11 protein-coding genes are annotated in these 12,388 nt (G+C 64.0%); 10 read left to right on the forward strand and 1 reads right to left on the reverse strand.

Features of this window, described 5'->3' with window-relative positions:
• The first annotated feature begins 111 nt into the window (after positions 1-111).
• From V3587_RS17055 to V3587_RS17065, 3 genes are read left to right on the forward strand one after another with little or no spacing between them, the layout of a single operon-like run.
• Positions 112-1,158, forward strand: coding sequence for a DUF3152 domain-containing protein (locus V3587_RS17055; protein ID WP_206029098.1), 1,047 nt, complete (start codon positions 112-114; stop codon positions 1,156-1,158).
• A 47-nt stretch (positions 1,159-1,205) separates the two neighbouring features.
• Positions 1,206-2,393 carry an adenylyltransferase/sulfurtransferase MoeZ gene (gene moeZ, locus V3587_RS17060; protein WP_166809756.1) on the forward strand — a complete coding sequence of 396 codons (1,188 nt, stop codon included), beginning with the start codon at positions 1,206-1,208 and terminating at the stop codon, positions 2,391-2,393.
• 45 nt (positions 2,394-2,438) lie between these two features.
• Entirely contained in the window at positions 2,439-3,293 is an 855-nt protein-coding gene (locus tag V3587_RS17065; protein ID WP_007731227.1) for a TIGR02569 family protein, read from the forward strand.
• Here V3587_RS17065 and V3587_RS17070 read toward each other — a convergent pair.
• A complete protein-coding gene (locus V3587_RS17070; protein WP_283377008.1) occupies positions 3,290-3,970 on the reverse strand; it encodes a FadR/GntR family transcriptional regulator in 681 nt (226 codons plus the stop codon). The genes V3587_RS17065 and V3587_RS17070 overlap by 4 nt on opposite strands.
• A 93-nt stretch (positions 3,971-4,063) precedes the next feature.
• Here V3587_RS17070 and V3587_RS17075 point away from each other — a divergent pair, with 93 nt between their 5' ends.
• The 7 genes from V3587_RS17075 (at position 4,064) to V3587_RS17105 (ending at position 12,380) form a co-directional block, all read left to right on the forward strand.
• A complete protein-coding gene (locus V3587_RS17075; RefSeq protein ID WP_166809755.1) occupies positions 4,064-5,326 on the forward strand; it encodes a CynX/NimT family MFS transporter in 1,263 nt (420 codons plus the stop codon).
• A gap of 113 nt (positions 5,327-5,439) precedes the next feature.
• Positions 5,440-6,840, forward strand: a complete 1,401-nt coding sequence (locus V3587_RS17080) for an MFS transporter (protein ID WP_085989607.1) — start codon at positions 5,440-5,442, stop codon at positions 6,838-6,840.
• A 46-nt stretch (positions 6,841-6,886) separates the two neighbouring features.
• Positions 6,887-9,391, forward strand: a complete 2,505-nt coding sequence (gene nirB, locus V3587_RS17085) for a nitrite reductase large subunit NirB (RefSeq protein ID WP_095969116.1) — start codon at positions 6,887-6,889, stop codon at positions 9,389-9,391.
• Positions 9,392-9,481: 90 nt separating this feature from the next.
• The gene (nirD, locus tag V3587_RS17090; RefSeq protein WP_095969117.1) at positions 9,482-9,895 is read left to right on the forward strand and encodes a nitrite reductase small subunit NirD; all 414 of its coding nucleotides are present in this window, start codon (positions 9,482-9,484) and stop codon (positions 9,893-9,895) included.
• Positions 9,892-11,052, forward strand: coding sequence for a uroporphyrinogen-III synthase (locus tag V3587_RS17095; RefSeq protein ID WP_095969118.1), 1,161 nt, complete (start codon positions 9,892-9,894; stop codon positions 11,050-11,052). Before nirD ends, V3587_RS17095 begins: the two co-directional genes overlap by 4 nt.
• The gene (locus tag V3587_RS17100; RefSeq protein ID WP_283377088.1) at positions 11,039-11,788 is read left to right on the forward strand and encodes a sirohydrochlorin chelatase; all 750 of its coding nucleotides are present in this window, start codon (positions 11,039-11,041) and stop codon (positions 11,786-11,788) included. The genes V3587_RS17095 and V3587_RS17100 overlap by 14 nt, the downstream gene beginning before the upstream one ends.
• Positions 11,733-12,380, forward strand: coding sequence for a maleylpyruvate isomerase family mycothiol-dependent enzyme (locus tag V3587_RS17105; RefSeq protein ID WP_283377009.1), 648 nt, complete (start codon positions 11,733-11,735; stop codon positions 12,378-12,380). Before V3587_RS17100 ends, V3587_RS17105 begins: the two co-directional genes overlap by 56 nt.
• Positions 12,381-12,388 lie beyond the last annotated feature (8 nt).

Raw genomic sequence — 12,388 nt, forward strand, 5'->3', positions numbered from 1 at the left:
AGCCCGGGCGAGCGACTTGCCGTGTGTGAGATTCTGGACGACGTGACTGACCCAGGGGGACCGCGCATGCGTGGACGAACTACGCAGAACCCTGAACGTGAGGAACGTCGAATGCGTAGCGGAACTGGAGCGCCTCGCGACGAACGTCGGCCAGAGGTGCCGGATGATCGTGCCTACGGCGAGCGCGACTATCGCGGCATTTCCTCCCATCAGCCCTTGCGTGCCCAGTGGGATCCGACCAAACGAGAAGTGGGCCGAACCCCGCGTAATCCGCGGCCGGACCGGGCAGCGCGAAAGCAGAGCAAGCTCGGGCGCTTCGTCTCGACCTACGGCTGGCGTGCGTACGCGATTCCGGTTCTCGTGGTGCTCACCATCCTCGTCATCGTCGACGCCGTACGTCCGGACACCACCGACTCAGCGAGCAAGACGTCGGCCACCGCAGACCTCGCACACAGCACGGACGGAACCGACGTCATCGGCGCGCCGCCGGCTGGCGACGGAACTTTTGCGTCGTCGATACCGTCCGGCGCACTTCCCGACGGTGGTCCGTTCACCGTCGCGGGCGGCGGAACGTGGCACGTCGTACCGGGTACGACGGGCAAGGTCGGCCAGGGAACCGAACGCGAGTTCACGTACACGGTCGAGATCGAGGACGGCGTCGACACGACCGGCTTCGGCGGTGACGAATCGTACGGACGCATGGTCGATCAGACGCTGGCCAATCCGAAGAGTTGGACCAACGATCCCAAGGTCGCGTTCCGGCGTGTCGACGCGGGCGAGCCGGACTTCCGTATCTCCCTGACCTCGCAGATGACTATCCGCGAAGGCTGTGGATACGAAATCGAACTCGAAGGATCCTGCTACAACCCGAGCATGGACCGAGTCCTGCTCAACGAACCGCGATGGGTGCGAGGCGCTATTTCGTTCCAGGGTGACATCGGCTCGTATCGGCAGTATCAGATCAATCACGAGGTCGGCCATGCCATCGGATACGCCGCTCACCAGCCGTGCGAGACCGAAGGCGGCCTCGCACCGATCATGATGCAGCAGACCTTCGGAACTGCGAACAACGACATCGCTAGGCTTGATCCCGAGGGCGTCGTTCCGATGAACGGACTCACGTGCCGCTTCAATCCGTGGCCGTACCCCCGAGCGTGACCGGATCGAGAACCCCCGATCTCGTCTTGAACTAGGAGTGTTTCGCGGTGTCTGCAACACCCGTCGTATTGCCACCACTGGTGGAGCCGGCAGCCGAGTTGAGCCGGGAGGAAGTTGCCCGGTACAGCAGGCACCTGATCATCCCGAACGTCGGTATGACCGGCCAGAAGCGTCTCAAGAATGCACGGGTTCTGTTCATCGGCGCCGGTGGATTGGGTTCGCCTGCACTGCTCTATCTCGCGGCCGCGGGAGTGGGCACCATCGGGATCGTCGAGTTCGACGAGGTCGACATGTCGAACCTGCAGCGTCAGGTGATTCACGGACGCTCGGACGTGGGACGCCCCAAGGCGGTCAGCGCCCGCGAGTCGATTCTCGAGATCAACGAGCACGTCGACGTCCGGCTGCACGAGTTCCGTCTGGACAACTCCAACGCGGTCCAGCTGTTTTCCGAGTACGACCTGATTCTCGACGGCACGGACAACTTCGCGACGCGGTACCTCGTCAACGATGCCGCAGTCATCGCCGGAAAGCCGTACGTGTGGGGCTCGATCTACCGCTTCGAGGGGCAGGTGTCGGTCTTCTGGGAAGACGCCCCGGACGGCGCGGGACTGAACTATCGCGACCTCTACCCGGAGGCCCCGCCGCCGGGCATGGTCCCCTCCTGTGCCGAGGGCGGTGTTCTCGGAGTCCTGCCCGCGACCGTCGGTTCGATCATGGCGACCGAGGCCGTCAAGCTCATCACCGGAATCGGTGAACCGCTTCTCGGACGCCTGATGATCTACGACGCACTGGCGATGACCTTCCGGACGATCCGCCTTCAGCGTGATCCGACCCGCGTGCCCGTCACCGCCTTGATCGACTACGACGCGTTCTGCGGTGTCGTGTCCGAAGAGGCGAGCGCTGCTGCCGTCGGTTCGACGATCACGGCGCCCGAACTGGAGGCCATGATCGGCGAGGGACGATCGATCGAGCTGGTCGACGTACGAGAACCGGTTGAATGGGACATCATGCATCTGCCGGGGGCCGTGCTGATCCCGAAGGACCGCATCCTTTCCGGTGAAGCTCTGGCGACGTTGCCGCAGAACAAGCAGATAGTGCTGTACTGCAAAACCGGCATCCGTTCGGCCGAGGCACTGGCCTTTCTCAAGAAAGCCGGTTTCTCCGACGCAGTTCATGTTCAAGGCGGCGCGATCGCCTGGGCGAACCAGGTGGATGCGAGTCTGCCGGTCTACTAGGCGCGCCTCGCGGGAGGCGGCGCCGCGCACCGGTAGCGTTGGGGTGTGAGCACAGGCCAACCTCCCCAGCACGTGTGCTCCACCTTCGGCCTCCGTGAAGTCGATCCCATCCCACTCGGTGCGGATTGGGACGGCGGGTGGCTGTGTGGAGACGTCGTCCTTTCAGCAGTTGCGGATCATGCCCGCGCAGCGTGGTCGGCGAAGGTGCGAGAGAACCTCGAAGTCGACGGCGTCCGGCTCGCTCGACCGGTCCGTTCTACCGACGGTCGTTACGTCGTCTCGGGCTGGCGCGCCGACACATTCATCGTCGGATCGCCGGAACCGCGTCACGACGAAGTGGTCTCGATGTCGTGCCGACTGCATGCGGCGACGGCCTCGCTCGAGCGCCCGCGCTTCCTTGCACAACCGCCGGTGCCGCCGTGGGCCGAGGTCGACGTATTCGTCGCGGCTGATCGCGCGGCGTGGGAAACGGTTCCACTGAGGATCGCGAAGGGTGTCGAGCAACTCGAGACGCCTACTCCGGACGGTCGCAAGAGTCTGGAACTGATTGCCGGACTCGCCACGTTGCGTAAGCCGGTGCAGAGCCCGGACCAGCTCGTGCACGGCGATCTGTTCGGAACAGTCTTGTTCTCGGGCAGTATGGCGCCCGGAATCACCGACATCACGCCGTACTGGCGGCCGGCTGCGTGGGCCGCCGCCGTCGCCGTGGTCGACGCGATCTCGTGGGGCGGGGCCGACGAGGCACTGGTCGGCCGGTGGGAAGATCTCCCCGAGTGGCCGCAGATGCTTCTACGTGCGGTGATGTTCAGGTTGGCAGTTCATGTTCTGCATCCCCGCTCGACGGCGGATGCGTTCCCGGGGTTGGCCCGAACGTCCGACATCGTGCGCTTGCTGCTCTAGATCGGGGCGTCGGTACCGAAGTCCGAGACCAGGCCCTCGAACAATTCGCGTGCGGCGTTCGAGGCGGCCACGGTGTTCCCGTCGACGACAGCGTTGACGAGGTTCGCGTGCTGCGAGTGAAATCCCTCACCGGTCGCGTCGATGTGCTGTTGGATCGTGGTCTCGATGACCGGGAGCAGGGAATCGTAGAACTCCAGGTAGACCTCGTTGTGGCTGGCCGCGACGATAGCTCGGTGCAGGGCGACGTCAGCGGTGGTGGCGGCGTCGACGTCCTGACCCTCCCACGAAGCGGTGCGAAGCGCGAGTAACCGCGTCAGTTCGGCGATGTCGTCTTCGGTTCGCCGTGCGGCGGCGAGGGTGGCCGCGGTGATGTCGAGTGCGCGCCGAAGTTCGAGTACATCCCGCTGGTGGGCGCCGGCAAAGTAGTTCCCCAGAGTGCCGCCGAGGTCGGAGACAGCAACGACGTAGGTGCCCGATCCCTGACGACGTTCCAGCATTCCGGCGTGAACGAGCGCCTGGACCGCCTCGCGCACGGTATTGCGACCGGTGCCGGTCAGCTCCGACAGTTCCGGTTCGGTGGGGATCTTGGAACCGATCGGCCAGGTTCCGCTTCGGATCTCGTTGCGGAGTTGTTCGGTGACCTGCGAGATGAGACTTGCGCGTCGAACGGGTTGCACGTGGTTGTTTCCTCGGGTCCGGGTTAGTGGTGTGAATGTGACGTTAGATTACCGCGCTTGTGCGAGTTCGTCCGGTCATCCTATGATTTGCCGGTGACTGCTCAACTGGAGAGAACCGAAACCCGCTCGTTGATACAAGGCCGTGTGCTCGTCTTCGCAGCGATTGCGATGTCTGCGCTCGTACTTCGACTTGCGGTGACCTCGTTCTCGCCCTTGGCGGCCGAGATTCGCGACGAGATCGGCTTCTCCGCCTCGATCGTCGGTGTCTTCGGCATGGTTCCGACCGCAATGTTCGCCATCTTCGGTCTCATCACTCCCGCCATCGCGAAACGTATCGGGCTCGAGCGAACGGCCCTCGTCGCGATGCTCATGGCCGGCGTCGGAATGCTGTTGCGTGCCATGATGTCTCAGACGTGGTCGTTGTTGGCCCTCTCGGCTCTGGCACTCGCAGGCATGGGAATCGGCAATGTCGTCATCCCGCCGTTGGTCAAGCGGTACTTCTCGGATCGCCTCGCCACCATGAGTTCGGTCTACATCGTGGCCGTGCAGATCGGCACCATCGTCCCGGCGTTCGTCGCAGTCCCGGTTGCCGACGCCTTCGGTTGGCGGTTCTCGATCGGCTGGTGGTCCGCCTTCGGATTCGCCGCAGCAGTGCCGTGGTTGATCACCCTCGCTCGCTCGCGCAAGGCACGCGCGAATGAAGCCGGGACCACCGACAATGCATCGGATTCGGTTGCAGCAGTAGCAGAACAGCCACGTGGTCAGGTCTGGCGTTCGCCCGTGGCCTGGGGTATGGCCGGTATGTTCGGCATGACCTCACTGATCACGTATTCGATGTTCACGTGGATTCCCTCGATCCTTCGTGATGCCGGCGCCAGTGACGCCTTCGGCGGAACGATGGTCGGCATGTTCTCGGTGATCGGACTCGTCGCAGCTTTCGGCGCACCGACGCTGTGCGCCCGCATGGCCAACCCGTTCCCCGTCGTGATCGCGTGCGCCGTCTGTTACCTCGTCGGAATGGGTGGACTCTACTTCGCCCCCATGGCCGCGCCGATCGTGTGGGTTGTGGTCCTGGGCCTCGGTCCGAGCACGTTCCCGATGTCGCTCACGCTGATCAATCTGCGGACGCGTTCGCATATCGGTTCCTCCGCGCTGTCCGGCTTCACCCAGGGCATCGGTTACTCCGTTGCCTGCCTCGGCCCGCTCCTGTTCGGCGTTTTTCACGACGTGTCCGGTGGATACGCTGCGCCGTTCGGCCTGCTCGTCGTTGCTGTGATCGTGGTGCTTCTGGGCGCCTACCAGGCATGTAAGCCTCGGATGCTCGAGGATTCCTGGCACGCACCGGCGAAGAACTAGCTCACACCCGGGTTCGTCACCGGGTGAGGATCAATTGACTTCGCGGTCATCGCGCGCAGCACCGGCGCAATAACCGTTTTCTACCTTTGGGTCTCCAACATATTCAGGAGGCCCTGGTGAGTCATTACATCGAGCATTGGGATGCAGAGGACGTCGACGCCTGGGAATCCGGCGGCAAGGACATCGCGAAGCGGAACCTGATCTGGTCAGTGGTGGCCGAGCACGTCGGCTTCTCGATCTGGTCGATCTGGTCCGTGATGGTGTTGTTCATGCCGACGGATATCTACGGCATCGACGCGGCCGGAAAGTTCTTCCTCGTCGCAGTTCCCACACTTGTCGGGTCGGTCCTCCGTATTCCCTACACGGTTGCCACCGCACGGTTCGGCGGTCGTAACTGGACCGTCATGAGTGCGCTGTTCCTCTTCGTACCAACACTTCTCACGCTCTACCTGATGATGAACCCGGGTGCTTCGTACACCACGTTCATGTTGGTAGCGGCCACGGCCGGTATCGGCGGCGGCAACTTCGCGTCGTCGATGACCAACATCAATGCCTTCTACCCGCAGCGACTCAAGGGCTGGGCGCTCGGTCTCAACGCCGGCGGCGGCAACATCGGTGTGCCGATGATCCAGCTGATCGGTCTGCTGGTGATCGCCACCGTCGGCAACCGCGCTCCGTGGATCGTCTGCGCCGTCTATCTCGTGTTCATCGCGGCCGCTGCCGTCGGTGCTGCGCTGTTCATGGACAACCTGGGTAACCAGAAGTCGGACCTGCGCTCGATGGCCAAGGCACTGAAGTTCTCCGAGTCGTGGGTGATCAGCTTCCTGTACATCGGTACGTTCGGTTCCTTCATCGGATTCAGCTTCGCCTTCGGTCAGGTTCTGCAGATCAACTTCCTCGCCGGTGGTGCAACTCCGGCCGCAGCGGCGCTGCATGCAGCACAGATCGCCTTCATCGGACCGCTCCTCGGTTCGATCGCTCGGCCCCTCGGCGGCAAACTGGCAGACCGCATCGGCGGCGGCAAGATCACGATGTGGACGTTTGTCGCCATGGCATTCGCTGCATCGATCCTCGTGACGGCCGGAACGATGGACGACAACACCGCGGGCGTCGCCAGCGCCGGAATCATGGTGACGTTCGTTCTCGGATTCATTGCCCTGTTCCTGCTCTCCGGGATCGGAAACGGATCCGTCTACAAGATGATCCCGGCGATCTTCGAGGCGAAGGCTCAGAGCTTCGACCACATGGATCGAAGCGAGAAGGCAACGTGGTCGCGCAGTATCTCCGGCGCTCTCATCGGATTTGCCGGTGCGGTAGGTGGTTTGGGTGGCGTCGGCATCAACCTGGTGCTGCGCGCGTCGTACAGCAGCCCCGCGAAGTCGGCGACCATGGCGTTCTGGGTGTTCCTGGCCTTCTACATCGCCTGCATCGCAGTCACCTGGTTCGTCTTCCTACGTAAGCCGTCGACGCTGACCACAGACGTCGACGAGGCGAAGGTCGCAGTCACGGCGTGAGCGGTCCGCGGAATCTCAGAACTATCTCGTACCTCAGGAAGTAGGCGTGATGAGCAAGTCGGTTGTTGTCATCGGACACGGAATGGTCGGACACCGATTCGTCGAGGCACTGCGTTCGCGCGACGAAGCGAACACCTGGTCGGTGACCGTACTCTGCGACGAGCAGTACGCAGCGTACGACCGAGTCGGGCTGTCCTCGTACGTCGGAGCGTGGGACCCCAAGGAATTGGCACTGGCCGGCAACGATTACGTCGGTGACGGCCTGGTCGATCTTCGGGTGGGGGAAGGCGCGCTCTCGATCGACAAAGATGCACGCACCGTCACGACGACCACCGGCGACACGATCTCCTACGACGCTCTGGTGATGGCGACCGGTTCGTATCCGTTCGTGCCTCCCGTGCCGGGACACGACGGCGACGGATGTTTCGTCTACCGCACCCTCGACGACCTCGACGGTATCCGGGCCGCCGCCGAGAAGGCAGGTCCTGGCGCTGTCGGCGTCGTGGTCGGCGGTGGCCTTCTCGGACTCGAGGCCGCAAATGCTCTCTCGCTCATGGGAATGACGGCACACGTCGTCGAGCACAATGCGCGTCTGATGCCGATGCAGGTCGACGAGGGCGGCGGCGCACTGCTCGCTCGGCTCGTCACCGAACTCGGGCTCACTGTTCACACCGGAGTCGGGACGGCGGGAATTTCGCAGGCCGACAACGGAATCGTGGTCGAGCTGTCCGACGGCTCCACCATTGACGCGTCGCTGCTCGTCTTCTCGGCCGGAGTACGTCCGCGTGATCAGTTGGCTCGCGACGCCGGTATCGCTGTGGGTGAGCGCGGCGGCATCCTGACCGACCTCGGCTGTGTGACGTCGGACGAGAACGTCTATGCCGTCGGCGAATGTGCTGCGGTGGAAGGCCGTTGCTACGGTCTGGTCGCTCCCGGTTACACGACGGCCGAGATCGTGGCCGATCGTCTGCTCGGCGGCGCCGCGGATTTCCCGGGCGCCGACATGTCCACCAAACTCAAGCTCATGGGCGTGGACGTCGCCAGTTTCGGTGACGCGATGGCGACCTCACCGGGCGCTCTCGAAGTTGTCCTCAGCGACGCGTCCAAGGGGACGTACGCGAAGCTCGTGGTCTCCGATGACGCGAAGATCCTGCTCGGCGGCATTCTTGTCGGTGACGCATCGGCCTACGCGTCACTGCGCCCGCTGGTCGGTCGCGAACTACCCGGTGACCCGGCGACATTGATCTCGCCTGCGGGGGAGAAGCCGGGTGCAGGCTCGCTGCCCGACGACGCCGAGGTGTGCTCGTGCAACGCGGTGACGAAGGGCGCCATCTGCGGCGCAATCGCGGCCGGTGCCTGCGACATCGCTTCGGTGAAGGCGTGCACCAGTGCCGGAACCACCTGTGGCGGTTGCCTTCCCACCGTCAAGCAGCTGCTGGCTGATTCCGGCGTCGTGATGTCGAAGGCACTGTGCGAGCACTTCGCGCAGTCGAGGGCCGAGCTGTTCCAGATCGTGCAGTCGACGCAGACCAGAACCTTCTCGGCGCTGATCGCCAAGTACGGCAAGGGCGCAGGCTGCGACATCTGCAAGCCCGTAGTCGCGTCGATTCTGGCATCGACGGACTCCGATCACATCCTGCACCGCCAGCAGGCGTCGTTGCAGGACACCAACGATCACTTCCTCGCGAACATCCAGAAGAACGGTACGTACTCCGTGGTGCCTCGGATGCCTGGCGGCGAGGTGACGGGTGAGCAGCTCATCGTCATCGGCGAGGTGGCGCGTGACTTCGGCTTGTACACGAAGGTGACCGGCGGTCAGCGCATCGACCTGTTCGGTGCCCGCGTCGAACAGTTGCCCGCGATCTGGAAGCGTCTTGTCGACGCCGGGATGGAATCAGGCCAGGCGTACGGCAAATCGCTCCGGACGGTCAAGAGCTGTGTCGGTTCGAGTTGGTGCCGCTACGGTGTCCAGGATTCCGTGGGTATGGCCGTCGACCTCGAGAACCGCTACCGCGGTCTGCGCTCGCCGCACAAGATCAAGTTCGGCGTCTCGGGTTGTGCGCGTGAATGCGCCGAAGCGCGAGGCAAGGACGTCGGCGTCATCGCGACGGAGAACGGTTGGAATCTGTACGTAGGCGGCAACGGCGGACAGTCGCCCAAACACGCTCAGCTGCTCGCCGGAGGCCTCGACGACGCGACGTTGGTCAAGTACATCGACCGCTACCTCATGTTCTACATCCGAACCGCCGATCGCCTCCAGCGCACGGCGCCGTGGGTCGAATCACTCGAAGGCGGACTCGATCATCTCAAGGCCGTGATTTGTGAAGACAGCCTGGGAATCGGTGAGGAACTCGAGGCGCTGATGGCCAAGCACGTCGAGGGGTACCAGGACGAATGGGCTGGTGTGCTGGGTGATCCGGAGAAACTGTCGAGGTTCGTCTCGTTCGTCAACGCACCGGAAGAAGCCGACCCGACGGTTGTGTTCGACGAGACCGGAGTGCGCAAGGTTCCGGTCCTGATGGGCATGCCGAGCATCCCCACGCGCCGGTAATAGTCGCGTAACCCGTGGGAAACACGGGATCCGTAGAAACGTAGACAAGAACCCGCGCGACGTTGTCGCCGGATCGACAGGAGGACTTCGATGAGTGTCATCGATGCGCAGATCGCCAAGCTGGATTCGGATCGACTCGAATGGACGTCGGCCTGCCCGCTGAGCCATCTGATCCCTGGGCGCGGGGTCGCCGTGCTTCTTCGCGGCGGCGAGCAGGTGGCACTGTTCCTGCTGGAGGACGGCACACTCCGGGCCGTCAGCAACTTCGATCCGTACGGCCGCGCCGCGGTGATGTCTCGCGGACTCGTCGGCGACCGGGACGGTGAACCGATCGTCGTTTCGCCGCTGCTCAAGCAGGCATTCTCACTGGTCGACGGCAGAGCGCTGGACGACTCCGCGGTCGCCCTGCCGGTTTACGGGGTTCGCGTGTGGGCCGGAGTGGTGCAGGTCCACAGCCTGCAGATGCAGGGCGTTCGCTCGACTGTCCACGATGCAGTCTCGTGAGTGACGACATGCCGTTGGCTGGATTCACGGTAGGTATCACCGCTTCGCGCCGCGCCGAGGAGTTCGCGACGTTGCTGACCCGCCGGGGAGCGGATGTCGTTCACGCTCCGGCGATTCGAATCATCCCGCTCGCCGACGACCGTGAGCTCGAAAGGGTGACACAGCAGATCATCTCGGATCCTCCCGAGGTGGTCGTCGCCACCACCGGCATCGGGTTCCGTGGCTGGTTGGAAGCCGCCGACGGATGGGGCGAAGCCGAAAGTCTCGGCTCTGCGCTCGGTTCGGCTCGTCTGCTCGCGCGTGGGCCGAAGGCCAAGGGAGCAATCCGCGCGGCCGACCTTCGTGAAGAATGGTCACCGGCATCCGAGTCTTCCGCCGAAGTGCTCGAACATCTTCTTGCAGAAGGTGTCTCGGGAAAAAGAATCGCTGTGCAACTGCATGGCGCGACCACCGAGTGGGAGCCGATTCCCGACTTCTGTCAGGTGCTGCGCGAGGCCGGCGCCGAGGTCATCGCGGTTCCTGTCTATCGGTGGGAACCGCCGGAGGACCCTACGCTGCTCGACCGGATGATCGACGCCATCGCGTCAGCCGGAATCGACGCCGTCAGTTTCACGAGTGCGCCGGCCGTTGCGTCGATGCTGATGCGCGCCGACAAGACCGGGGATCTCGGCGACATGCTCGAGGCCATGCGAGGTCCGGTGGCGGCCATGTGCGTCGGCCCGGTCACCTCGGCGCCGCTCGAAGCGTTGAATGTACCGACCACAGCCCCGGCGCGGGCACGCCTGGGAGCGCTCGCGCGGCACATCGTCGACGAACTCCCGCAGCGAGCCAACAAGATTCAAGCCGGTGAACACGAAATCAGTATTCGTGGGGGGTGCGTCGTCGTGGACGGCGAAGTGAAGCAATTGCCCCCCGCTGCGATGTCGTTGATCCGCACACTCGGGGCCAGTCCCGGCCGGGTCGTCTCCCGCGACGAACTCCTTGCCTCCCTTCCCGGTGGCGGCGGAGACACTCACGCCGTCGAGACCGCCGTCGCCCGGTTGCGTGCGTGCCTCGGCGCCCCCAAAGCCGTTCAGACCGTGGTCAAGCGGGGCTATCGACTTGCCCTCGATCCCGGTGACTACATACAGAATCCAGGTGACTATGCAACGCGATGACGATGTCCTCGTACTGGTAGCTCACGGCACGCGTAGTGCACGTGGCGTGGAAATGGTTGCCGCCCTGGCCGAAGCAGTCGGCAAGCGCGTCGGACGCACGCGCGTTGCCTTTGTCGATGTGCTCGGCCCGTCACCTTCGGAAGTCCTCCGGGACACTCCGGGGCGAGCGATTCTCGTACCGGCCTTCTTGGCGTCCGGCTACCACGTCCACACCGATGTTCGACGCGAAGTGGCGATCAGTGAGCACCCGACTGTGACTGTGACGCCCGCCCTCGGACCTGATCCAGCGCTTGCACGCGTGCTGCTCCGACGCTTGACCGAAGCGGGGTGGAATCCGGGTGACGCGATTGTGCTTGCGGCCGCCGGGTCCTCCGATGCGCGGGCGCTGCGAGACGTCGAGCGTGCCGCGCTGATGCTCGCCGAAGCGGCGGAGATCCGGGTGGACATCGGATACATCGCGACCGGGGAACCGAAGGTAGCCGATGTTGTTGCAGCAGCACGCGTTCGCGGCACGAAGCGAGTGTTCGTCGCCTCGTACCTCCTCGCGCACGGACTGTTCCACGAGCGGTTGCACGCGGCAGGAGCCGACGGTGTCACCGAACCACTCGGTGTCGACCAAGGAGTGGTGGACCTTGTCGTGAATCGGTATGAGAGTGCGCGAGGGGAACTAGTATCGCTGCATGACGTCTCACTCCATGACACCGACGTATGCCGACCTGGTCGCAGCAGTTCGTGAATCCGACGTCAAGGCACAGGCTCTCGTCGGTGCACTGACCGAAGAGCAAGCCCGTGAGTCGTCCGGGCTACCCGGTTGGAGCCGGGGACACGTCGTCACACACATGTCGCGCAACGCCGACGCGCTGTGCAGATTTGTTGCCGGTGTGCACAGCGGCGAGTCGGGGGAGATGTACCCCGGGGGACCCGACGCGCGCAATGCCGCAATCGAGGAAGGCGCCGATCGCCCGGCCGAGTTGTTGGCACTCGACTACCGCTTCTCGGGAACGAGGCTGGTCGACGCATTGGCTGACCTGCCGACGGATCGGCTGGACACTCCGGTTGCGTGGCGCAAACCTGTCACCGCATTCGATCTACCGATCCTGCGCTGGAACGAGATCGAGATTCACCTGATCGACCTCGACATCGGTTACACCTGCCACGACTGGCCCGCCGAATTCGTGGAATTCACTCTCGCCAGTCAATTGGGCGCATTGGAGACGGCTGTCCCGGGTGTACGAGTTCCTTCGCTGTCCGACGCGGAGACCTTGGCCTGGTTGGTCGGGAGGCCGACGAGAGTGGGGCTGCCTACCCTCCCGGCCTGGCCGTTCTGACAGTCGTT

Origin of the sequence: Rhodococcus sp. IEGM 1306, assembly GCF_036541985.1 — a bacterium.
Classification (GTDB): Bacteria; Actinomycetota; Actinomycetes; order Mycobacteriales; family Mycobacteriaceae; genus Rhodococcus_F; species Rhodococcus_F qingshengii.

What these genes read in the sequence shown, in the direction of transcription:
- nirD (WP_095969117.1), top strand. Translation starts at nt 9,482, where the DNA reads ATGAGTGTCATCGATGCGCAGATCGCCAAGCTGGATTCGGATCGACTC.
- V3587_RS17100 (WP_283377088.1), top strand. Translation starts at nt 11,039, where the DNA reads ATGCAACGCGATGACGATGTCCTCGTACTGGTAGCTCACGGCACGCGT.
- V3587_RS17055 (WP_206029098.1), top strand. Translation starts at nt 112, where the DNA reads ATGCGTAGCGGAACTGGAGCGCCTCGCGACGAACGTCGGCCAGAGGTG.
- V3587_RS17105 (WP_283377009.1), top strand. Translation starts at nt 11,733, where the DNA reads ATGACGTCTCACTCCATGACACCGACGTATGCCGACCTGGTCGCAGCA.